This is a genomic window from Spirosoma sp. 48-14 (assembly GCF_001898575.1).
Taxonomy (GTDB): Bacteria; Bacteroidota; Bacteroidia; order Cytophagales; family Spirosomataceae; genus Spirosoma.
The window spans coordinates 125,557-149,695 of sequence record NZ_MKUD01000001.1; the positions used below are offsets into that span (position 1 = coordinate 125,557).

The following is a 24,139-nucleotide window of genomic DNA, read 5'->3' on the forward strand; positions in this document are numbered from 1 at the left end:
AAAAGCGGGCGACATTGGTGAACTGGTGTTTGTTGAAGCCATTTACGACCGCCACAGCGCACAGGGAGCGTGGCAATATTCGATTCCGCCCGATGCGTCTCCCCAAACGGTCGACTGGGATACCTATCTGGGTAGTGCGCCCAAACGCCCCTGGGACCCACTCCGCTTTTTCCGGTGGCGGAATTATATCGATTACGGGACGGGTATTGCCGGTGATTTGTACGTCCACCTGCTAACCTCGCTCCACTGCATCACCGGCTCCAAAGGCCCTACGCGGGTATACTCTACGGGTGGTACACGCTACTGGAAAGATGGCCGCGACGTGCCGGATATTCAACTGAGTATTTACGATTACCCCAAAACAGCCGAACACCCCGAATTTAACCTGACGACCCGCTCGAATTTCGAAGATGGTGGCGGTGGTAATTACCTGGTTCGACTGGTAGGTACCGAAGGCGACCTGTCGCTGGGTTTTGATAGTCTGACGGTTCACCGGAACAAATTCCCGAAAGAACCGGGCATGTCGATTGACAATTTCCCGAAAGACCAGAAAGAGCTGTACATCGCTGAATACAACAAACTGTATCCGCAAAAGCCCGAACTGATTGGCCCGAAGGAGTTTAAATACTCGTTCCCGAAAGAGTATAAGGGCGACCGCTACGAGCACTTTGTCAATTTCTTCAACTCGATCCGAACGGGTGCTCCGAATGTAGAAGATGCCACCTTTGGCTTACGCGCCTGCGGACCGACCCAGTGTGGCAACATGAGCTATTACCAAAAGAAAATTGTTAGCTGGGACCCGATCAACATGAAAATCAACGGGGCGGCTTAATCGAAATTAATTATCAGACAATGGCCTTCGGCTTCCTGACTATTGGAAAGCCGAAGGCCGTTTCTTTTTTGTCTGTTTAAGCCTGCTACGACCAGAAGCGTACCGTCGGCTAACCAGGTACGCTTGTATAATTACGCCGAAACTCGTTGGGAGTCATACCGATATTTTTCTTGAAGAACTGACTGAAGTTAGGCTGATCGGCAAAACCAATACAATACCCAATATCCTGCAATGTCCAGTCGGTTTGTAGTAACAGCGCTTTACTTTCGTCCAGCAGGCGATTTTTGATGTGCGTACTAATCGGCTGGCCTGTATGCTTTTTTAGCAGTGCATTCAGGTGATTCGGATGCAGTTGAAGCAGTTCGGCAAACTCTTTAGCCGTCCGTATCCGCAATGGCTTATTATAATTGATACTGGCCGTTTCGGTTTCGAGCAGATGAAAGAAGTCATGTACGTGCCGATAGTCGTCCGAAACCGCATCCGGCTCGGGAAAATTAGCTTCCTTCATGCTCTCGATCATGATCAGTTGCAGATAGGCCTGCATGGCATCTTCAGCCAGATTCCCACCTGTTACCGACTCTTCCTGCAGTTTTCGAAACAGATTGTTGACGGTAGAAGCGGCCCCTGGTTTCAGACGAATAACACTCCTGTTCGGATCGGAGAATAGTCGGTATTTATCCATGACCGATCTCAACAGTGGATGCAGATCGACATAGCGCTTCTTGAACAGACAATAGTGTTTTGTCCACCCGTCAGATAAGTTTCGCCAGGAGATAATCTCATTAGGATGCATAAACACAATACACGACTCATCAACGTAGTAGCTGTGCATACCCATACTAAATACGCCGGAACCACCGGTAACGAACATGACCTTGTAGAAATCCCGTCGATTGGGCGACAGGTAATTACTACAGACACTGTCTTCTGCGGCCCGGATGTTCCAGTTGGCGTAATAATGCCGTTCAACCGGTGTTACGGTTGGAAGGTCTGCCAGGAGGGTAATTTGCTTGCTAGCTGCCGTTGATCCAATCATGCGTTTGCGTTATAAGGTTGCCATGTCGATAACGAACCGATACTGAATATCGCCTTTAAGCATCCGGTCATACGCCGTATAGATATCCTTCATGTCGATCAATTCAATATCGGATACAATATCATGTTCGGCACAAAAGTCCAGCATTTCCTGCGTTTCGGGTAGTCCTCCGATCATTGATCCAACCAGACTTTTTCGACCGGGAATCAAACTGAAGGCACTGATGGCCGATGGTGTTGGCGGTGCACCTACGCAGATATGTACACCATCGGTTTTAAGTAGGTTCAGGTACTGGTTGTAATCGTGTTCGGCCGATACCGTGTCCAGAATAAAATCAAAATAACCCGTTACTGACTCCAGTTGAGCAGGGTCGCTGGTTACAACAAATTTATGGGCACCAAGTTTCCGGGCATCAGCCTCTTTCTTAGGTGATGTACTAAGAACAGTCACCTCAGCTCCAAAGGCCACACCAAACTTTACGCCCATATGCCCTAAACCACCCAGCCCCAGAACGGCCAGTTTATGCCCTTTTCCGACTTTCCAATGGCGTAGGGGCGAATAAGTTGTGATACCTGCGCACAACAGGGGGGCTGTAGCTGCTAAATCCAGCTTTTCGGGAATACGCAGAACAAAATCTTCGTGAACCACAATGGTGTTGGAATACCCGCCATAGGTTGGTGTTTTCTTATCCTGCTCCAGTCCATTGTACGTTTGCGAATGGCCGTTGGTACAGTATTGTTCCAGACCATGCTGGCAATTGTCACACACCCGGCACGAATCGACCAGACAGCCCGTACCTGCCAAATCGCCAACCTTAAACTTTGTTACGTGACTCCCAACAGCCACTACGCGCCCAACAATCTCGTGGCCTGGCACCATTGGAAAAATTCCCCCACCCCACTCGTCTTTGATCTGGTGGAGGTCAGAATGGCAAACGCCACAGAAGTCAATATCAAATTGAACATCATGAGGGCCAACCTCCCGGCGTTCAAAATTCCAGGGGGCCAGATTCGTATCTTTCGTTTGAGCAGCGTATCCTTTTGTCGCTATCATAGGTTTGTAAGGGGATGAAGTTCGTATAAACAATTCATTTTATTCACCTTACAAAGTTGACCGATACTTATCAGCTACTTTATAGCCATGTCAAAGCAAATTATATGAAAATCAAAGATGGCGACTAGAAGGACTTAGACCTTAATTATGCAAAAATCCAATTCTACCATATATTTATAGGCAATACAACCAATCATCAAAATATACTTTCTTAACTCACATGAACTTCTTCACAAAAACACTTCTAACCTTTTTTCTGATACCAGGCCTGCTGTGGGCGCAGGGAAAAGGCCAAAAAGCGGCCGATAGCAAGCTGGAGTCGCTTAAACAGGAAGCCATAAAGGCTGTTGAGCAGCGTAAAGACCAGGCCCAGCAAATCAACGACATGCTGTTCAGCTTTGCTGAACTGGGTTTTCAGGAAGAAGAATCGTTAACGTATCTGACCGGAATCCTCGAAAAAGAAGGGTTTACCATTCAGAAAGGAATCGCGGGTATGCCCACGGCCTGGATTGCTACCTGGGGCTCAGGCAAACCTGTTATTGCCATTGGCTCCGATGTCGACTGCATTCCCAAAGCCAGCCAGAAACCCGGCGTTGCCTATAAAGACCCCATTGTGGAAGGGGCTCCCGGCCATGGTGAAGGTCATAACTCCGGCCAAGCCCTGAACATTGTGGCCGCACTGACGGTGAAGCAGTTGATGGAAAAGAATAAGCTGTCGGGCACACTTATGCTCTGGCCAGGGGTTGCCGAAGAGTTGCTGGGAGCCAAGGCGTTTTACGTTCGCGATGGCTACTTCAAGGATGTCGATGCCTGTATTTTTACCCACGTAGGCGACAACCTGAGCGTAGCCTGGGGCGACATTGGCTACAATGGCATGGTCTCGGTCAAGTTCTCGTTTGAAGGCCAGGCGGCTCATGCAGCAGGTGCCCCCTGGCGTGGTCGAAGTGCCCTCGATGCCGTTGAATTGATGAACATCGGCTGGAACTTCCGTCGCGAACACCTCGAGCTAACCCAACGCTCGCACTACGTAGTTTCGGATGGTGGCGACCAACCCAATGTAGTTCCCTCTAAAGCATCGGTCTGGTATTACTTCCGCGAACGCTCCTACCCCAAAATCAAAGCCCTGTTCGATAAAGGCATCAAAATGGCTGAAGGCGCTGCGTTGATGACCGACACTAAGTTCACCTACGAAATTCTGGGTTCGGCCTGGCCGGGCCATTTCAACAAGCCCATCGCTGTCGATATGTACCAGAATATCAAGCGGATTGGATTACCGACCTGGTCGCCCGAAGATCAGATGCTGGCGAAAGCAACCCAAAAAGAACTACAATCGCCTAATCTGGCGGGTCTCGATACGAAGCTCGATACACTAGGTACACCCATTGCCAGTGCGCCAACCGTAATGATGGGAGGGCAAAATATGGTGCCCCTAACCGGCGGTTCCGACGATATTTCTGACATTTCATGGTCGGTCCCTACGGTTGTGCTGGTCTATCCATCCAATATTCCGGGTTTACCCGGCCACCACTGGTCAAACGCTATTTCGATGGCAACGCCGATTGCACACAAGGGTGTAGTGGCTGGTGCTAAAGTAGAAGCGATGACCCTGCTGGATATGCTCCTAAAACCCGAACTCATTCAGCAGGCGAAAACCTACTACACCGACGAACAAACGAAAGAGACTAAATACGAACCCCTGATTTCGTCGAAGGAGATTCCGGCCATTTACCTGAACAAGAAAATTATGGCCGAATTCAAGCCAAAGCTGGAGAAATTCTACTACGATCCGTCAAAGTATAAAACCTATCTGGAGCAACTCGGCATCAAATATCCAACCCTCCGCGACGATCAACGGGCAGAATTGGAAAAGAAAAATACAGGAAAATAGGTGAATCGTTTTCTATACTTCCGACGAAGCGGAGCGATCAGCTTTGTCGGAAGTACAAAAAATTGACGATAGTTTACTCTACCACTATACTCCCTCGTCCTACACCCGGTTTGCCATCGACAGTTGCGCCTTCTACCCGTAGACGGACGGTTGTTTTCGCATCGGAGGTAAAAAATGAGAGCGTCGCCTTGCCTTGTGCATCAGTTTGAATCATCGGTGCCCAATATAAAGTTGTTCGGTAGTCGGGTCGGACATGCTCTGGCTTCTGGACATCGTATCGAGGAGCGTAAAACTCCCGAACAGGCGCGTACCCAGGCAATTTGGCGATTAATGTTCCGGGCGTTACATCTTTCGTATAATCATAATTCGGCGCTCCTCGCTTAGTCAGAATCGAGATGACACCGCCCGAAGCCCGTGAACCATAAATAGCCGCCGATGCGCCTTTCAGAATATCGACCCGGTCGACGTCCTGCACCGAAATCCCCATGATAGCCTGCAAATCCATCGGCATACCATCCAATACGAAGAGCGGATCGACCGGACCGTTGAAATTAGCTGCTCCCCGAATCTGTACACGGGCATTAAAGCCAGAGCCTATCACATTTACACCCGCAACCCGGCCCTGAATTACATCCAGAATAGTCATTCGCCCCGACGTATTCATTTGGTCGAATTTGACGCTGGCATCGGGCGTACCGTAAATAACCCGCGAATCGAACTCTTTCTCTTTCCTGGCTTTAACCGTTACAGCCTGCAAGAGTACTTCTCCATTTCGGCGAATCTGCTCTTCAATTTGCTGGTATTCTTTTGTTCGCCGGATAAATTCCGCCAGCTGGTCCTGCCGAAACTCCAGTGGATTATAGGGCACTCTGGTCAGGGTTACTTTAGGCGTCAACAGTTGATCGAGCGTAATAGACACCGAACGGTTCGCCTTCCCTTTTATGCCCTGAATCATAACGGTTGTGGTGTCTGTAAAATCGAGATTATAGGCCCCATAACGCCCTGTCCCATCGGTTTCACCAACCAGGAAATCACGAGTGCTGTCCCGTCGTATCAGCATAAATGTCAGATTGACGGGCCCACTAACGTCTTTCTGATTTGGGCGAAGCACTTGACCAGTCAGGGATAGCCCACCTTCGGCAGAGTATTTCATAGGAGGAATCGTACCCGACAGCACATCGTTCCAGGCAAATCGTCGCCAACCCTGCGTCATCAATAGTAAGTCCAGGTGTTGCCAACGATCCGTATGGCGTGGATCGAAATAGTAGCCGGGTTGTTCAATCGTACCCGTCAGATCAGATGATAAAAGCAGATGTGACATGATGGTGGCACTATTTGAGTCCGCTTCGGGGGCTAATCGGGTATCTACAGCCGCCATTGACAGATTGGCTGATACAGGCTGCCCCTGCGCATTAGTGGTATTGATGGTCAGTTCAACTTTTTCCCGGTTTTTATACGACTTCCTATTGGGCGTGATCGCCACTGTAATCTGGTCATTTTTAGGGCTAAAAATCAGGCGTTCGCAAATGGGCTTCTGCGTTTCATCGAATAGCGTCAACTGTGCGATACCTTCAGGAAACTCCGCTTTTGCCAGTTGAACGACGGCCCCTTTCTTACTCAGTGGAATCCGGGCAACCTGGATAATCTGACCACGTGTTTGCGCAAAGAGCGTCAGGGCATTGGTAGGGTCCGTACTGGTTTTATTATGGCGTATATACACTTTGAGCTGGTCTTTGTTGCTCAGGTTATCCACCTGCATGACGGCCCCCTGTGCGTGTACTGTCGGGAGTGCGTACGATTCCATTTGCCCATCGGGCGGTTTGACAAAGGCTGTGTATACTTGACCCTTTTCGGGTTTGAACGTGAAGTAGCCCATACCCAGGTGCGTACTGTTAAACCCAATCACCGTATCTTTTTTAGCATCGAGTACAAAACCTTCAACGGTTCTGCTTCGCCCTTGTTTATCAACGGCTTTGAAGGCAACCCGGCTCTCGATACCCTCTACCAGTTGCCCGCCTTCGGGTAGAAACTGCACATCAAGTTTCCCGGCATCAGTTTTTGCTTGGGTAGCGATGGAGCCATCGGTCCGGAGTATCGTCAGTGTCTTGTAGAAGTAATAGTCTTCGGGTTCATTCCGCATAAAACCCGTATAGCCTCGTAGCTGGTAGCTCCCGGCGGGTATCGAATCGGGCACGAAAAGTTGGCCCGGCGCGTAGCCATTGGTAGCTCGAAGTTGCGTTCGGAGCCGTACCTGACGGGCTACTGGATCAACCAAATCAACGTAGAGTACCCGGCTTACGGTATCGGCCTCGTGATTGGTACCATTGACCAGATACCCCTTCAGCCAGATGGTCTCACCGATCAGGTACGCGTCCCGGTCAGTATGAATATAAACTTTCTCCGTAGGCCGAGCCCGATTATAGGCGCGAAACAACTCAATTAATCGTTTACTAAATTCATCGTCGGCCCATTGAAAGGCAAAGATCGATAAGGCCGATAAGCCAACAAACAGGATGATTGAACGAGAAAAGGCTGGATACATAAAATAGATTTCAGGCAGTTGTACCTTATTAACGAATCAAAGTCACTAATTTAGTAAAATACCCTCTCTACCATGACTACGCCCAGCCCCAAAACAGCTTTAGTGATCGGTGCCACCGGCCTGATCGGTAATCTTCTTACCCACCGCCTGGTCGATTCATCTTTTTACTCAAATGTTAAAGTACTGGTTCGCAAGTCATTAAACTGGCAACACCCGCGTTTACAGGAAGTCATTTTCGATTTCGATCACCCCAATGGCTTACTGACCCAGGCCGATGATGTTTTTTGCTGTCTGGGAACCACTATTAAAAAAGCAGGATCGAAAGACGCGTTTCGAAAAGTAGACTATCAGTATCCACTCGATATTGCCCGACTCAGTTTAGCCAGTGGAGCCAGCCAGTTCGCTATTGTTACGGCTCTGGGTGCAAAGGCCGATTCTTCAATCTTTTATAATCGGGTCAAAGGAGAAGTTGAACGCGACCTGACGGCGCTGAACTTTCCTACGCTCCTTATTTTCCGACCCTCACTCCTATTAGGCGATCGGTCCGAATCCCGATTGGGTGAACGCATTGGCGCAGGGGTTATGCGGTTGTTTGGCCCCTTGATTCCGTCAAAATACAAAGGCATCGATGCCTCGAAAGTCGCCAACGCCATGCTGGAAACAACTCAGCAAGGATTGACCGGAAAGCATGTATTCGAATCCGATGACCTACAGAAATTTTAGCATTCCTACTTCAGCCCATTCAGATTTGTATGCAGGAGCCGTTCGGCTAGTTGATTGAGTAGTGAGTCTGGGCCTTGTACGTGAAACGTGGTATGGCGATGGCGCTGTTTGGCTCCGGGTGCCAGACTAGCCGCTGGAGACGAAGATTCCAACTCATAAAAATGACCCATCTGTGGCTGGCCGGGCTTCATTGGTCCGTCGTTATAGGCATTCAGCACATCGCCCGAAAAGGGGTCTTTTTGTATTTCCCAGGCCGAATTTACATACTGATGGTCGGCTGGGTTGAAGTCGTACGTCACGAGCGTCAATGTTTTCGTGGCTGCGTCATAACTCCCGACCCAATTGGTAGCACGAGTGGGCGAAACTCCGATTTTACTCCGGTAAGCAGCATCGGCCTTAAAAAAAGCAACCGTTTTGTCCATTTTTAATCGATCAGCCGGGACTTTCCCAAAATACGCATCATTGACAGGCTGGCCCTCTCCTTCCCGATAGGGCACAATGATCGTAGACGTAGGCGAAGCATTCATCATGCCCAATATCCAGATCGACGGCATACCCACTTGTGCCGTCCAGGCCTGATTTCCCTTATTGACGATTGAGTTATCAGACTGAATACCAACTACTTTCAGCGAATCGCTATGAATGGACAGGTATCGTTCGATGTCGGCTTTATCCAAAAGCTTAACGGTCCGTTCAATGCCAATGTCGAGTCGCGTGCCAGAATAGTTCGTCAGTGATACTGTTCGGGTGAACGTAGCCGATGTTTGTGATGAATCAACAACAGCAAACGATTCGGAGTCGATGGCGGCCGGGGTTTGCCAATGATCACCGTCGAACGGATCACCTTTTTTAAAGTATAAGGCAAATTGCCCACCTTCGGGGCCTAACCAGAAACGGTCTTCGCCCCCGAACGCATTCATATGAGGCAGCAGTTTACCCGACTTGATCAGGTCATAATTAATCCAGCCGTAGCTGGTTTCGCCATCGGCCGTACTGGTCATGACCCGTCCCTGGTAGGCCGGGCAAATCAATGCACTGGCCTTACCTAGTCGCAACTCAATAAGGTCGGGATGGTGGTCCCGTAAAAATTGGCGGTCGTTAACGTACAAATTTGGGGTTGTCACTTGCGAACTCGTATCAATTTGATTGGATGATTCGTCGTTGGTTGTCTTTCGGCCCGAACAGGCGAGAACGAAACTACTCAGTATCAGAAGTGCGATTTTGTGCATACAATAACGACGAACCGACGGAAAATAACGAACTTAATCGAGTATTTTTCGTAAATACTCTCTCTATAAATAACCGTGGCACTCTAATCTACTTTCGTGAATACTGTACAGATACGGCCTGCCCACATAACCGACGAAGCAACTATTTATCAGTTTATCTGCGACCTGGAGGAAACAACGCTGGACCAACCTTCTTTTCAGGGTGTTTATCGACAAAATCTGATCAATCCAGCCATTCATTACTTAGTAGCCGAACAGCAAGGAAACGTAGTTGGGTTTGTCAGTTGCCATGTCCAAATGCTGCTTCATCATGGTGGTAAGGTTGGTGAAATACAGGAGCTTTTCGTTCAGCCATGCGCTCGGAATCAGGGCATTGGCCAGCAACTGGTAGCCGCGTTGAAAGCAATTGGTGTGCAGGAAGAATTCGTCAACCTGGAAGTAACCACCAATCAAAAACGTACCGATACCATCCGGTTCTACGAACGTGAAGCCTTCCATCATACTCATATTAAGTTAGTTTACCCTATGCTAATGCGACTTATTCTTGTTCTCCTGCTTTTCAGTTGCTCTGCTCTACCCGTTTCTGCTCAGTCAACGCCTAAAAACGAAGCTCGTCTGGAACAAAAGCTCCAGTCGGCACTCGCTGGCTTCCGGGGTAATGCAGGTGTGTACGTATACCATATTCGTACTGGCAAACGTGTCTCGATTAATGCCGATACCCTATTCCCCACGGCCAGCATGATCAAAATTCCCATTCAATGTGGGCTGTTCGACAAAATTCATAAGGGTGAGCTTAGCTACAACCAGGAACTGGTTTACAAAGACTCGCTTCACTATGATGATGGCATTGTGGGGTCATTAAAAGACGGCGCCAGGATTACGCTCAGTAAGGTAGTTATGCTGATGGAAACGATCAGTGACAACACAGGGAGCCTCTGGTGTCAGGCATTAGCTGGTGGAGGAACGGCTATCAATACCTGGCTCGAAACCAACGGCTTTCACCAAACGCGTGTAAACTCCCGAACACCCGGTCGGGAAGCGAACCGGGGCCAGTACGGCTGGGGCCAGACGACCCCACGCGATATGGCCAACTTACTGCTTTACATCCGACAGGGTAAAGCTGTAAGTCCTGATGCCAGCGATGAAATGTACCGAAATTTAGGTCGTCAGTTTTGGGATGGCGATGGCTTATCTCAACTTCCACCCGATGTAAAAGTGGCCACTAAAAATGGAGCTGTCAATCAGTCCCGGTCTGAAGTCGTTCTGGTTCACGCGCCCCACGGCGATTATGTCTATTGCGTAATGACGAAGAATCAGCAGGATCAAAGCTGGGAACGAACGAATGAAGGCTATGCCCTATTACGTACTGTAGGGTCGATTGTATGGCATCATTTTGAGCCTAAATCAACCTGGAAACCCGCCGACGGTTACGAAAAATGGTGGTAAATTGGTTTTAAAAACAACCCATGCCGAAGCTCTATACATTCGACGAATATGTTGCGCTTGAACGTTCTGAAGGGATTCGCTATGAATACTGGGATGGCGAAGTGGTGGCTATGGCTGGCACCACAAAGCGACACAATCGTATTGTACAATCTCTATCAAGACTATTATATCCAATTGCCCAACAGAATGGCTGTGACGTCTATGCAGAAAATGTACGTCAGAAATTGAAAACCGGACAACGGTACGTTTACCCTGACATCATTTACACCTGCGATCCAGTCGACCTGGAAAATGATATGGGCATTTTATTAAAGACTATTTACGAAGGCATTATACTTGACTCTGAGTAAAGCCCCCTTCCAATTCACACTCATATAAACGATAAAAGCCGCTCATCTGAATCAGACAAGCGGCTTTCTGTTTTGGGCAAGTTAGATTAGTTCAAAAATTTCAGACGCAGGTCGTTCAATTGACTACGAATCGACTCATCGATTTGCTGATCGCCAACGCGCAGCACGTAACCACCAACCAGTTTCGAATCGATTCTCTCGTCCAGTTCAACCAACTGGCTTCCGGTTGTTTTGGTAACCATTGCCTTGAACTGCTTCCGCAGCGCATCGGTCAGGGGTACGGTTGTAACGACAGTGGCACGCTCAACACCTTTGAGCCGATCATATTGGCTGATAAACTCTTCAGCGATGGCGTCCATGATTGGTTCCCGATTCTTTTTAGCGATGATCTGGAAAAACGACATCGTTACTGAATCAACATGACTGGCGAAAACCGCATTCAGAATAGCGCTTTTCTTTTCAGCCCGAACAATTGGGTTCTTCAGCATTAACAGAAGCGGACGGCTACCGTCTAACGTTTTTTTGAAGAACTGCATGTCTTTATACATAGTCTCGGTCAGGCCTTTTTCCTGCGCCAAATCCAATAGTGATTTGGCATACCGAGCAGCTACTGTTGCAATGGCCATGATCGAATTAGTTTAAGCTTGAGGTTGCGACCAGGTCGTTTACCAGTTTCTCCTGTGCTGATTTGTCGCTCAGTTCTTTACGAAGTACTTTTTCTGCAATATCGAGCGATAGAGAAACAACCTCTTTCTTCATCTGCATAACCAACGCCTGACGTTCATTTTGCATGGTTTCGCGAGCCTGCTCCAGAATCCGCTTACCTTCGGATTCGGCTTTATCACGCGACTCAGCAATCAATTTGTCGGCCGTTTCTTTAGCTCCGCGCAGAATAGCTTCACGCTCTGAGCGAGCCTGTGCCAGCAGCTTTTCATTGTCAGCCTTCATGGCTGCCATTTCCCGGCGAGTTTTTTCGGCCAGGTCAAGTGCCGACTGAATGTTTTCTTCACGTTCTTTCAAACTGGCCAGAATAGGCTTCCACGCAAACGAGCGCAGGATGAAAAACAGGCCCCCAAAGGCAACAATCTGCCAGAACAAAAGGCCAATATTAGGAGTAAGAAGTTCCATGGTTTGTTTTTTGTTTCAAGTTAAACCGGCACACTTAACGGCTAATCCGAAAGGTGTGCCGGAATAATGTACTACGCTATACCTATACGGGATGCAGAAGCCTAATGCTCCCACGCGCTCAGGTGTAGCGGTTTGTAGCTCTTACGAGTTAGCTACAAGGAAGCTGATAACGGCACCGAACAGGGCAACGGCTTCGATCAGAGCCGCACTCACGATCATAGCACCCTGAATTTTACCAGATGCTTCCGGCTGACGAGCGATACCTTCAGTAGCTTTACCACCGATTTGACCGATACCGATGCCAGCACCGATAGCAGCAAGACCAGCACCGATAGCAGCACCCATTTTAGCAATACCGGCGCCACTAGCAGCCGCCTGCAACAAGATAGCAGATAACATAACTTTGAACTATTTATAAACTGTGAAACAAAAATTGCGAATTAAGCGACTGGCTCAATGATGTGTTCTTCATCATAACCGATACCATGATCCATATCGTGGTTATCTTCAATAGCCGAACCGATATACATGGATGTCAGCAAGGTGAAGATATACGCTTGCAGAAACGCTACCAGTAACTCAATGAGGTTCAGGAAGAGGGTAAAGACAATCACTACCGGACTAAGACCCCAGGCAGTACCAGCTCCACCTAGTTGATTGGCGACAAAAATCAGCCCCAGCAAACTCAGGATAATAACGTGCCCGGCTGTAATGTTGGCAAATAACCGGATCATCAGTGAAACAGGCTTTACAAACAACCCGATAATTTCGATGGGGATGATCAGGGGTAATAACCACCAGGGGACACCCGATGGAAGAACAAGGTGCATCCAGTAATGCTTGTTACCACTCAGGTTCACGACAAAAAAGGCAATCACAGCCAGCACCATCGTTACAGCAATATTACCTGTGACGTTAGCCGATCCGGGTAGCAGACCCAACAGATTGTTGGCCAGAATAAAGAAGAAGACCGTCAACAGGTACGGCAGATACTTAGCGTAACCATGACCCAGGTTTGGCTTGGCCACCTCATCACGAATGAACAGAATCAGCGGTTCAATAAACCGTTGGATACCCGTAGGTTTGCCACCCCGATTTTTGGCAAAGCTGCTTTTCACCGCACCGAGAATCACAACGAGCAATACTACACTTAACAGTAATGAAGCCACATTCTTGGTAATGGAGAAGTCCCATACTTTTACCGACTCATCGGCCTTGCCTGCTGTATCGATACGGTGAACCTGACCCGTTTTATGGTCGATATGGTAGCCATTATGCGCTTTACCCTCTTCGAAATCCTTCGATGAGAAAACCTCCAGACCCCGATCGGCGGTGTAGAGAATAACCGGCAAATGCAGTTTCAAACCATGAGCAAATTCCCAACCATGTTCGTCTTTAATATGGTGCATAATCATCTCACCCATATTGAAGCCTTCTTCGGATTTGCCATGTTCGACAACCGTCGTTTCGCCTTCGTGATGTTCGTCGTCTTGTGCTAACGCAGGAACTAACGAACTAAAAACCAGAGCACTAAGTAAAAATATTCGCTTAAAAAATGAACCAGACATATGAGGAAAAACCACGTTTTCACGAATTGCGTCGCAAGTTACGACGAGACAGGATGATTTCAAAGCCGAGGTAACATAAATAAAGTACCAGAAAGGTAATGACGAACAGGTTTCGATCAGGTAGGCCACGATACAGCATTAGCCCAAAAAACAACATGCTTAGCACGAGCCGCAACACAGTAGCGATCAACGGCATCATGGCAAATATTCGGTCAGTGCGGTGATAACCAAATGCATGCAAACGGCTTGTAATGACCGACACGCTTAAAAAGAAAGCAATCAGCACACGCCACTCGGCAGTGATCCAGGGCAGATGCCAATAATGTTCACCTACGAAGAATCCAATTCCTAGTATCAGACTTAATACTAAATAGGGGCGCATAAATCAGGATTGTTTGGGTAGTCCCCGAATAAGTAGATAAATCGATCCGGCAATACTAACCAGCGCTAGTATTAATGTCCAGATAGGCGTATGATTACCCTGTCGTTCATCGAGCCACGACCCCAGCCATACACCTGCCCCAATGGTTATGAGCATTTGTAGGCCCAGGCCACTGTACTGTAAAAACGACGTGGTTTTGTCCGTAGCTTTTTTCAACGGATCATTCTCCCGAACGGGCTTTCCAGCAGCGTTGGGATCGGGTTGTTCGGGGGTGTTTTCCATAGGAATCGAGGCAGGCATGCTATTTGCCGTACAAAATTCGTTAATTTGGCCTAACGTTCCATATTGCCCAACCAACCTGTAACGTTTTAATACGAGTAACCACGTGTTATTATCGAATGTCCCGCTGCTTTTATAGTCGTCTCTTCCTATTTCTTACGGTCGTTGTTTTGCTGACCGGCGGGCTGGTTTCCTGTTCGCAATACAGTACAAAAGCCATACCTAAAGGGTATCATAATTTGACGGCCCATTACAATGCCTATGTGATCGCCCGCGACGAAATCGATCAGGCCGAGCAGTTTCTGTTCAAAAAACGCCAGGAAAATTATAACCAATTACTTCCCATCTTGTTGCCTGTCGATTCGATGCTCGTTCAGCCGGTAAAACCTCAGTTGGATGACGCTATCAAGAAAGCTTCCCTTATTCCCGAACGGCACCAGAACAGTAAATGGCTCGACAATGCCTATAATCTCATTGGTCGAGCTCGATTGCTGAAACAGGACCTGCCCAATGCTATCGAAGTATTTAAGTACGTAAACACAAAAGGAACCAACGAAGACGACAAACATACGGCACTTGTAGGGCTTATGCGCGCTTATGTCGAAGCCAGCGATTATGTCAATGCCTTAAATGTGGCTGAATACCTTCGCCAGCAACCGCTAAACAAAACGAACACGCGCGATTTTTACCTGACTAAAGCCTATTTGCATGAACGACAGGGTGAATATCTGACGGCGGCCGGTATTCTGGAAGCAACTTTCCCCGTCTTGAAAAAAGGGGAGTCTACAGCACGGCTTCATTTAATAGCTGGTCAGCTTTACGATTTAAGTGGGCAACCGGCCAAGGCGGTTGAGCAATATCGGCAGGTACTCCGGTCGAGACCATCTTACGACCAGTCGTTTTATGCTAATTTATATGCCATTCAAAGCAACGGTCTGACTGGTGATCAAAAACGAGTAGCGCAATCGACGGAAACGTTTGACCGGCTATTAAAAGATCGCAAAAACGAAGACCTGAAAGATAAAATCTATTTCACGATGGGGCTACTCGAAGCTCGTCGGGGCAATACGGACAAAGCCATCAAGTTATACAGTCAGTCGATTCAGACAGCCGGTTCTGCGAATGCACAGGTTCCGTACACCTATCTCGAAATTGGTAAGCTGTATTTTGACAAAAAAGCTGATTACACCCATGCGAAAGCGTATTACGACAGCGCCCTGGCGTTAATGCCAAAGCAATCGGCCGACTATACCGCTTTGCTGAACCGTAAAAAAACATTAGATGAGTTCGTCCAGTACAAAACGACCATTCAAACCGATGACAGCCTCTTGCATCTGGCCCAATTAGATCCGGCAACATTAGACAAAGTACTGGACAAAGCCATCGATCAACGGGAAAAAGAAGATAAAGCACAGGCAGCATTAGCCCAGCAAATCATTGACAAAGCTACAAATGGGAACATCAGCGCTGTTCCGGGAGCCACCAACTCTAATTTACAGCCTACTGAACGCTGGGCTTTATACAATCCCGTTGCTTTAAGCCAGGGGCGACAGGAGTTTTCGGTTCGCTGGGGTAACCGGCAACTTGAAGATAACTGGCGCCGTAGCAATAAAGAAGCGTCCATTGCGCTTCCCGGAGCTAATAGCCCCGTTGTTGGTGCTTCGCCTGCTAACTCCATTAACCCCAATGCGCCGTTAGCACAATCTGAAGCAGCTCAGGCAACAGCCGCTACGACTGGTATTTCAACTAGCCGAAAAGCCCAAAAAGAGGCCATGATAGCGAAGATACCGTTCAGTAAAGAAGCACAACTCGCAGTCAATCAGCGGATTGAAACAGCATTATACAAACTTGGAAAGCTATATAAGCTTCAATTCAACCAGCCTGCCGATGCCATTCCTACATTTGAACAATTGCTGACTCGCTATCCAAACACACTTCAGAAACCGGAAGTATATTATTTATTGTACCTTAGTAACGAGCAACTCGGCAAAACTTCGAACTGGAAAGATAAACTGTTGGCAGAGTTTCCGAATACGTCTTACGCCCGACTGACCGGCCGCGCTGCTGCCCAAACCAGTGATTCAGAAGCCCAGGCATTGAAAGCATATACCGCTATTTATGAGCTTTATCAAGCTAACAATTTAACCGAAGCTCTGGCCCGTGCCGATGCGTCGATAAGTAGCTTTTCGGGTTCTCAACTGGAAGATAAGCTAGCGTTGTTACGGGTTATCCTGATTGGCAAAGTGCAAAATGTGGAAGCCTATAAGCGAGCACTAGCCGAGTTTATTCGCGATTATCCGGCCAGTCAGTTGCTACCACGTGTCAAAGAAATGCAGACAGCAGCCGAAAAAGTAACGGCAAAACGGCAATAAAATCGGTTTAGGGTATTTGGCGTATGATAGGCTCACGCAGTAACTATTAACGTGTCAGCCTATCACATGCCAAATACCCTAAACCGTAAACCCATATATTTCACTAATGATTGAATTCACCTCTGGTCCTTACCGGAAAATTATCCGAAATCTCTGGCGGTTTACTTTGATTGGCATAGCTATGCTAATCTTCTACGTAGTTGCGGTTAGCTACAACTTCCTGTGGCTTTTCGGAGGAATGCCAAGCTTAAAAGCCCTCGAAAACCCCAAAAGTGAGGAAGCATCCGAAGTATATACCTACGACCGTAAGCTATTAGGCAAATATTACGTCGAAAACCGGACGCCCATCGAGATTTCGCAGGTATCGCCTAACGTAACGTCAGCGTTGCTTGCTACTGAAGATGCTCGTTTTATTAAACACTCTGGTATTGACCCGCGCTCCCTGTTCCGGGCTGTAGGTGGCTTTCTGACCTTTCGGGATGCTTCAAGTTCGGGCGGAGGTAGTACGCTGACCCAGCAAACAGCTAAAAACCTGTTCGATACTCGTCAGGAGGAGCTACGGGGCGTTCTGGGCAACATACCGATTATCGGTCTGATCATCGCCAAAACAAAGGAGTGGATTCTGGCTGTACGGCTGGAACGGAATTATACCAAACAGGAGGTCATGATGATGTACCTCAATACGGTATCGTTTGGCAACAATACATACGGGATCAAAACAGCGGCCAAAACGTATTTTAGTAAAGAGCCCTGGAACCTAAACGTCGAAGAAGCGGCTATGCTCGTTGGCATGCTCAAAAACCCGACGCTCTACAATCCCCGAATGTTTGAAGAGCGGACTCGCGAACGTCGTAACGTCGTATTGGGGCAAATGAAAAAATACGGTTTTCTCAATGATGAACAGCTTTTTACATATAAACGGAAGCCTCTGAAACTTGATTTCAGCGTCGAAAATCAGAATACGGGGATGGCTGCTTATTTCCGATCCGTCATAAAAGATGATTTAAAGAAATGGATACGGGAATATAACGAAGAGAATCCGGGGGCTGAACTGGATTTGTACACCAGTGGCCTGAAAATTTATACGACCATTGATTCTCGGATGCAGACCTATGCCGAAGAAGCAGTTATGGCTAATATGCGCGATCAGCAGAAGAAGTTTTATGAACACTGGCGCGGTCGAAACCCCTGGGTACAGAAAGACCAAAAAACAAAAAAATACGTTGAAATGCCCAAATTCATCGAGGGTGTAGCGCGTCGGACTATTCGTTTTAAGCAGCTTAAGGCAGCTTACGGCGATGATGAGAAAGCGATTTGGCAGGAAATGCGCAAACCCATCAAGATGAAAGTGTTTGTATACGGCGGAGGTCGGAACGAAAAAGACACGACCATGAGCCCCCTGGATTCAATTCGGTATTATAAACGACTGCTTAACACAGGTTTCATGTCGATGGACCCGCGTAATGGACATGTCAAAGCGTGGGTGGGCGGTATTAATTTTAAATACATGAAGTTCGACCACGTTCGACAGGGCCGTCGGCAACCGGGGTCAACCTTTAAGCCTTTCGTTTATCTAACTGCCATGGACCAGGGATTCGTGACGCCCTGTAGCCACCTGACTGACCAGCCAACAACCTTTGCACATGGCGAAGATAATAACGGTGGCCCTGCCTGGACGCCTAAAAACTCAACTGGACGCTATAGCTATCAGAGTTTATCGTTACGGGAAGCGTTAGGCCAATCGATCAATACGGTCAGTGCACAGTTGATCAAGAAAACCCGGGCCGAAGAAGTCATCAAATACGCCCACGAAATGGGTATCGAAAGCAAAGACTTGCCTGAAAACCCAACGCTGTGCCTGGGGACGGGAGATGTTTCTGTTTACGAAATGGTAGCAGCCTACTGCGCCTTTGCCAATGGCGGTATGCGCGTACGGCCCATGATTCTTACCATGATTACGGATAAGAATGGCAATGTTTTAAAAAATTTCTCGGTCGATGCCAAGCAAGTAATCAGTGCAAACCGTGCATACGAAATGCTGTATCTGATGCGGGGAGCCGTTGAAGAACCTAATGGAACGGCACAGCGGTTGCGAACCCAGTATAAATTGCTGGAAGGAGGCAACGAAATTGCGGCCAAAACCGGAACGACATCCAATTACTCCGACGGCTGGTTTATGGGGATGACCCAACATTTGGTATCAGGCCTGTGGGTTGGTGGCGACGACCGTTCTATTCACTTCCGGGACATCTCGTTAGGCCAGGGTGGTCGGTTAGCTATGCCAGCCTGGGGCATGTATATGCAGAAAATCTATAAAGACCCTACCTTATCTCAATATCGCCCAGAACCATTCCGCAAACCAAATAACTTTAAAATCGATTGTGGAGGCTATCACATTGATTCATCGCAACGGTACATTCCGCCTAAAGTAGTACCAGAAGATGAAGATGAGATTTTGCAATGATTGATTGAGTATTACACAGAGGTCCACAGAGAAAGCCCAGAGATACACAGAGAATATAGTTTAGCTCTGTGTATCTCTGGGCTTTCTCTGTGGACCTCTGTGTAACAATTTTGTGTACGTCAACCTTTACTGGTTCTTTTTTGTTTTAAACTACGGCCAGTTACCTTTCACAACCTTTTATATGCCAGAATTTGATTATAAACAGGAATTAACAAAAGTACCGCACGAACCCGGTGTATATCGTTATTTCGATGCCACGGGCGAGGTTATTTATGTAGGAAAGGCTAAAGATTTAAAAAACCGCGTCAGTAGTTATTTTACGAACTCGAAAGGGCATGACCGCAAAACTTTGCGCCTGGTCAGCCAGATTCGGAAAATCGAGTTTACCATCGTTCACACCGAATTTGACGCGTTGCTACTCGAAAATCAGCTTATCAAGCGCTATCAGCCCAAGTATAATATTCTGCTGCGTGATGATAAAACCTACCCATTCGTTTGTGTAACTAACGAGCATTTCCCACGTGTACTCACAACCCGACAGATTGATCGAAAGCTGGGAACATATTATGGTCCCTTCGCCAATCTGAAGCCGATGTACACTGTGCTGGATATGTTCAGCCAACTGTTTACAATCCGCACTTGCAACTATAATCTGGCTCCTGAAAATATTGCGGCTGGCAAATACAAAGTCTGCCTGGAATACCATATCGGCAATTGCAAAGGCCCCTGCGAGGGACGCCAAAACGAGGCCGATTACGAAAAGGACATTGAACAGATTCACCACATCCTGAAAGGAAATCTGAAACCGGCCCAGGAATACTTTAAAGGTCGCATGCTGGAATCAGCCAGCGAATTAGCCTTTGAGCAGGCTCAGAAATACAAGGAGAAAATAGATGTATTACAGCGGTTCCAGAGTAAATCAACCGTTGTCAACCCAAAAATTGCTGATGCTGATGTATTTTCGATTGCTTCTGATGAGTTGTCGGCCTACATCAATTTTATGAAGGTTGTTAATGGCACTATTGTACAGACACATACCGTAGAGGTCAAGAAAAAACTCGATGAAGCTGATCCTGATTTGCTGGCTATGATGATCGTTGAATTTCGGGAGCAGTACGGAAGTCAGGCCAAGGAGATCATTACCAATATCCCGTTGGATGTTGATTTAAAAGCGGAAATCACAGTTCCCCAGATTGGCGACAAGAAAAAACTGCTGGACATGTCGTTGAAAAACGTACTGTATTTCCGACGTGAACGCCAGGAACGGGTAGCAGCCGAGGCTACAGCGAACGCCAGCAAAAAAGATCGGGTCCTGATCCGACTCAAACAGGATTTACAGTTGAAAACCATTCCAAACCGAATCGAATGTTTCGATAACTCGAATATTCAGGGAACGAACCCCGTGTCGGCCATGGTCTGTTTTATTGGTGGTAAGCCAGCCAATCGGGAGTATCGCCATTTTTCCATAAAAACTGTAGTTGGCCCGAACGATTTTGCCAGTATGTATGAGGTCGTCACACGTCGATACAGCCGTGTTCTGACTGAAGGCACCGATATGCCTGATTTAATTGTCATCGATGGTGGTAAAGGGCAATTGAGTGCCGCCTGCGATGCGCTGAAAGCGATGGATTTATATGGCAAAGTACCCATTATCGGTATTGCCAAACGGCTGGAAGAGATTTATTTTCCCGAAGACAATCTGCCACTTTACATCGACAAAAAATCTGAATCCCTTAAACTAATTCAACGCATCCGCGACGAAGCCCACCGATTTGCTATCACCTACCACCGGGATAAGCGCAGCCGGAATAGCCTGATTAGCGAGTTAGAAAATGTAGAAGGTATTGGTAAAAAGACAGCGGCTAAACTGCTGAAGCATTTTAAAGGAGTCAAAAAAATTAGGGAAGCGAATTTTGATGAAGTTGCCGAAATTGTTGGAAAAGATCGTGCTCAAAAACTGAAAGAATATTTTGAAACAATTGAGCAATAAACGTAAGTCGGCAGGAAAGCCGCTCTGGATTTAAAATAGTAGGCGGTTTTCCTGCCACCTTACACAAACAAAAAAAGCGGCTGTACAGCCGCTTTTTTTGTTTCCGTTATGCTTAGTATTCCCAGAGGCCATGTTCAGTTTCCATCAGTTCATACTCTGTTTGGTACGACTTAATCAGGCCTTCCCGATCACCATACATACCAATTAAGTCCTGATCGCCTGGGTTAGCCACTTTTGTGATACGACCATAGAATAAACGCAGGTCGAAAGCATCAGCCAGATTTTTGTGTTGGGCCTGGTTTTGTGGGTTATACCAGATAAATTTCTTCGGATCGCTGCGGAACAGTTTATCAAGATCCTTGTACTTGAATGAAGCGATTGGCTTTTCAAAACCAGCCTCATTTTTGTCAGCGGGCAGTAGAAGCGTAATCGTTTGAATATCGTAGTACAACCGAGAGCGTTTCCGGTCAAATATCCAGTCCTCTTTTACCTCAAGAATATTAAGCTCTTTGGGGAAATACTCATCCCCAGAGAATGCAGGAGCTTTCGCAACAGCCACGGTATCTTTTTTCGGAGCTTCAACTGGCGGAGCAACAACCTGCTTACCTTTCTTACCTTTGGCATTTTTAGCTACCGTCTTTTTCTTGGGCGCTCCCCAACCATCATCAGCAGGTTGAGCCGCGGCAGCCGCTTTTTTAGGCGAACCCCAGCCGTCGTCTGCCGTTTTTTTATCTTCTTTCTTTACAGGATTTCCCCAGCCGTCATCCTTAGCACCGTTCTTACCATCTTCAGTAAAACCAGCTGCTTTTTCTTCAGCTGAAAGACCACCACCCGTATTTGGTATCAACAAATTCTCATGAAACTTCTCAGGAGAAATCTTTGTCGTGCAGGAATCGTTCGTATAGGCATCAATTAAACCAGCCTTTACCGCTTCCATCAAATACTTTGAAATCTCATTATTCTTTGAGAACATCGACTGATTCTGTTTCTCCTTCAGGTCGATCCGACGCCAAAGGGTCTTTTTCATCATAATGTCGTTCTCATTAATCGGCCGAATCGAATTCGGATTCGTACCATTATTTGCTTTTTCCTGAGCCAGGGCTTCTCCTCCTGCCAGGGCCAGCGCAGCTATAGCCAGCACACCGGCGTATCGTATCGTTCTTGCTTCTGTCATGGCTCTTTATTTGTTGTCAATTCAAGATGTTAACGGCTTAATGACCAGTTTAGTACATTAATAAAGCGAAACTTGCTGTAATGGATTACCCATTGGAACATCACTGATTTCACCTCGGAAATTCTGGCGTTGTACACCGTCAATCTGAATGACGAGTCGATCACCAGGCTGAGCTTCAGCAGCCAGATCAGCAATAGATCCTCCTCCTGCACCCACCTGAGTAAATTTCACACGTCGTGTACCACGAACCAACGATACAGTAGCACCTGTAGTCCGGAATTTAGCATCATCTGGCGAATAAGCGGCAAAACTTGGATCGGCAACCGCCTGAATCCGCACGCTACGTGCCGATGATACAGGAACGCCCCTAGGGTCATTAGCCCGTGTGCCGCCTACGAAAATTTCCAGGGTTGGCCGAGGGACTTTATTCACTTTGAAATGTTCGGTACCCAGCAAACTACCTGAATTACTAATATTCAGTGATACATTAGCGGAGTTGGGAACAACGGTAATTTTACCCTTTTCACCCGATGAAACCACAGAAGCGCCATCAGCCGAGAAATTGGGATTCCACAAAGCGCCTAACTGGGGGCTTTGAATACTTAACTTATTGGCACAGCCCAGGTATAAAGGAGGCATGGTTCCTGTCTCAATCTGATAAGATGGCTTTGCCACAAAGTATTCTGCCGATAGCGGAACAGTCTTTAAACCAGCGGGCGTCTGATAGGCAATAGATCCTGTTAATACCCGACGAGAAAGACCATTTTTATCGTAAGTGCCTCCTTGAGCCGTAAATTCAACAATACCTTGTCCATCCTGCATCCGAACAGGTCCTCCATTCAGGCTCATGCGAGGTTGAATACCCGACGACGACGCAGCCAGGAACATTTGCCCCTTAAACTTCGTACCGGCAACGACCACTTTTGAATCCATGCTCAACATGGCAATAATTTTATCGAACTTAACATCCTGAGCACCAACCTTACTAGCCAATACATCAAGCACCTCGCCTTCAATCCGACGGATATCAGCCTGCTTCTGGCTTAATACGGCTAGAGCCGCTGGTACAGGTGTTTGTGCAAAGTTCAATTCGGCAAAATCCTTCCGACGCTGATCTGGAGAACGATTGGCGATTGGATCATCTTTACCATCCAGAGCTAACGGCGCATATTTGGTACCTGCATATTTCGAGATATTATCGACATACGTATTCAGGTCATTTTTCAGTTTGAAGGCAGCACCATTACGGGTAGTCCCAATCATCAGTTGAGCTACTTTCTCTTCTTCGCTCAGGTTTTTGATATTTCCCGACTCATCACGGCCACCGCCAGCATCAACGATCTGCTCTTTCAGCTTATCGAGTTCACCGATCATATCGGAAGTAAGCTTCCGAACATCCTCGGCCTGCTTCACGATTGCAAGATCAGTGGCACGGTTACCCGACTTTTCAACAGTTCCCCGAATATTATCGACGGTCGCCTGGTTAACCTTATTAACAGCTAGGGTGGACTGCTCCAGGCTATTATTTATAAGTACAAATTTTTCCAGAATTGCCGATGTGACCTGTAAAGCCAGCATTGCGGTCAAAACCAGATACATCATCCCGATCATCTTCTGACGGGGTGTCTCTTTTGTGCCTGCCATAAACTATGGTAGTATGAATAAAGGAAGTTGTGTAGGTAT

19 protein-coding genes and 2 pseudogenes are annotated in these 24,139 nt (G+C 47.4%); 9 read left to right on the top strand and 12 right to left on the bottom strand.

What is annotated here, in order from left to right; genetic code table 11:
* A pseudogene (locus BGO59_RS00460) lies at positions 1-832 on the top strand (gfo/Idh/MocA family oxidoreductase); the annotation flags it as partial.
* A 109-nt stretch (positions 833-941) separates the two neighbouring features.
* Here BGO59_RS00460 and BGO59_RS00465 read toward each other — a convergent pair.
* Positions 942-1,868, bottom strand: coding sequence for an AraC family transcriptional regulator (locus tag BGO59_RS00465; protein WP_293679034.1), 927 nt, complete (start codon positions 1,866-1,868; stop codon positions 942-944).
* 9 nt (positions 1,869-1,877) lie between these two features.
* Positions 1,878-2,921 (bottom strand): NAD(P)-dependent alcohol dehydrogenase, encoded by a 1,044-nt coding sequence (locus tag BGO59_RS00470; RefSeq protein ID WP_293679036.1) that lies wholly within the window; start codon positions 2,919-2,921, stop codon positions 1,878-1,880.
* 220 nt (positions 2,922-3,141) lie between these two features.
* Between BGO59_RS00470 and BGO59_RS00475 the strand changes: the two genes are divergently transcribed.
* On the top strand, positions 3,142-4,809 hold the full coding sequence (locus BGO59_RS00475) for an amidohydrolase (RefSeq protein ID WP_293679038.1): 1,668 nt from the start codon (positions 3,142-3,144) through the stop codon (positions 4,807-4,809).
* A gap of 73 nt (positions 4,810-4,882) precedes the next feature.
* Here the strand turns inward: BGO59_RS00475 and BGO59_RS00480 are convergent, their stop codons facing one another.
* The gene (locus BGO59_RS00480; RefSeq protein WP_293679040.1) at positions 4,883-7,351 is read right to left on the bottom strand and encodes a TonB-dependent receptor plug domain-containing protein; all 2,469 of its coding nucleotides are present in this window, start codon (positions 7,349-7,351) and stop codon (positions 4,883-4,885) included.
* 72 nt (positions 7,352-7,423) lie between these two features.
* Here BGO59_RS00480 and BGO59_RS00485 point away from each other — a divergent pair, with 72 nt between their 5' ends.
* The gene (locus BGO59_RS00485) at positions 7,424-8,074 is read left to right on the top strand and encodes an oxidoreductase (RefSeq protein WP_293679042.1); all 651 of its coding nucleotides are present in this window, start codon (positions 7,424-7,426) and stop codon (positions 8,072-8,074) included.
* A gap of 5 nt (positions 8,075-8,079) precedes the next feature.
* Here BGO59_RS00485 and BGO59_RS00490 read toward each other — a convergent pair whose 3' ends face one another.
* Positions 8,080-9,303, bottom strand: coding sequence for a DUF6786 family protein (locus tag BGO59_RS00490; RefSeq protein WP_293679044.1), 1,224 nt, complete (start codon positions 9,301-9,303; stop codon positions 8,080-8,082).
* 96 nt (positions 9,304-9,399) lie between these two features.
* Here BGO59_RS00490 and BGO59_RS00495 point away from each other — a divergent pair.
* From BGO59_RS00495 to BGO59_RS00505, 3 genes and pseudogenes are all read left to right on the top strand, one after another.
* A pseudogene (locus BGO59_RS00495) lies at positions 9,400-9,795 on the top strand (GNAT family N-acetyltransferase); the annotation flags it as partial.
* A 39-nt stretch (positions 9,796-9,834) separates the two neighbouring features.
* Positions 9,835-10,749 (top strand): serine hydrolase, encoded by a 915-nt coding sequence (locus BGO59_RS00500; protein ID WP_293680241.1) that lies wholly within the window; start codon positions 9,835-9,837, stop codon positions 10,747-10,749.
* 20 nt (positions 10,750-10,769) lie between these two features.
* Entirely contained in the window at positions 10,770-11,099 is a 330-nt protein-coding gene (locus BGO59_RS00505; RefSeq protein WP_293679046.1) for a Uma2 family endonuclease, read from the top strand.
* Between the two features lie 86 nt (positions 11,100-11,185).
* Here the strand turns inward: BGO59_RS00505 and atpH are convergent, their stop codons facing one another.
* The 6 genes from atpH to BGO59_RS00535 all read right to left on the bottom strand — a co-directional run bounded on the left by atpH (position 11,186) and on the right by BGO59_RS00535 (position 14,477).
* On the bottom strand, positions 11,186-11,725 hold the full coding sequence (gene atpH / locus BGO59_RS00510) for an ATP synthase F1 subunit delta (protein WP_293679048.1): 540 nt from the start codon (positions 11,723-11,725) through the stop codon (positions 11,186-11,188).
* Positions 11,726-11,732: 7 nt separating this feature from the next.
* Positions 11,733-12,227, bottom strand: a complete 495-nt coding sequence (gene atpF, locus BGO59_RS00515; protein WP_293679050.1) for a F0F1 ATP synthase subunit B — start codon at positions 12,225-12,227, stop codon at positions 11,733-11,735.
* 141 nt (positions 12,228-12,368) lie between these two features.
* The gene (atpE, locus tag BGO59_RS00520; RefSeq protein WP_293679052.1) at positions 12,369-12,626 is read right to left on the bottom strand and encodes an ATP synthase F0 subunit C; all 258 of its coding nucleotides are present in this window, start codon (positions 12,624-12,626) and stop codon (positions 12,369-12,371) included.
* A 41-nt stretch (positions 12,627-12,667) separates the two neighbouring features.
* Positions 12,668-13,795: a F0F1 ATP synthase subunit A gene (atpB, locus tag BGO59_RS00525; RefSeq protein ID WP_293679054.1), complete on the bottom strand. Its 1,128-nt coding sequence runs from the start codon at positions 13,793-13,795 to the stop codon at positions 12,668-12,670.
* 19 nt (positions 13,796-13,814) lie between these two features.
* Positions 13,815-14,177, bottom strand: a complete 363-nt coding sequence (locus BGO59_RS00530) for a hypothetical protein (protein WP_293679056.1) — start codon at positions 14,175-14,177, stop codon at positions 13,815-13,817.
* Positions 14,178-14,180: 3 nt separating this feature from the next.
* Entirely contained in the window at positions 14,181-14,477 is a 297-nt protein-coding gene (locus BGO59_RS00535; RefSeq protein ID WP_293679058.1) for an AtpZ/AtpI family protein, read from the bottom strand.
* 98 nt (positions 14,478-14,575) lie between these two features.
* On the opposite strand from BGO59_RS00535, the gene BGO59_RS00540 reads away from it, so the two are divergent.
* From BGO59_RS00540 to uvrC, 3 genes are all read left to right on the top strand, one after another.
* Positions 14,576-16,828 carry a tetratricopeptide repeat protein gene (locus BGO59_RS00540; protein WP_293679060.1) on the top strand — a complete coding sequence of 751 codons (2,253 nt, stop codon included), beginning with the start codon at positions 14,576-14,578 and terminating at the stop codon, positions 16,826-16,828.
* Between the two features lie 106 nt (positions 16,829-16,934).
* Positions 16,935-19,292 carry a transglycosylase domain-containing protein gene (locus tag BGO59_RS00545; protein ID WP_293679062.1) on the top strand — a complete coding sequence of 786 codons (2,358 nt, stop codon included), beginning with the start codon at positions 16,935-16,937 and terminating at the stop codon, positions 19,290-19,292.
* Positions 19,293-19,473: 181 nt separating this feature from the next.
* Positions 19,474-21,282: an excinuclease ABC subunit UvrC gene (gene uvrC / locus BGO59_RS00550; RefSeq protein WP_293679064.1), complete on the top strand. Its 1,809-nt coding sequence runs from the start codon at positions 19,474-19,476 to the stop codon at positions 21,280-21,282.
* Positions 21,283-21,394: 112 nt separating this feature from the next.
* On the opposite strand, the gene gldN is transcribed toward uvrC, so the two are convergent.
* On the bottom strand, positions 21,395-22,456 hold the full coding sequence (gene gldN, locus BGO59_RS00555) for a gliding motility protein GldN (protein ID WP_293679066.1): 1,062 nt from the start codon (positions 22,454-22,456) through the stop codon (positions 21,395-21,397).
* A gap of 57 nt (positions 22,457-22,513) precedes the next feature.
* A complete protein-coding gene (gene gldM / locus BGO59_RS00560) occupies positions 22,514-24,100 on the bottom strand; it encodes a gliding motility protein GldM (protein ID WP_293679068.1) in 1,587 nt (528 codons plus the stop codon).
* Positions 24,101-24,139 lie beyond the last annotated feature (39 nt).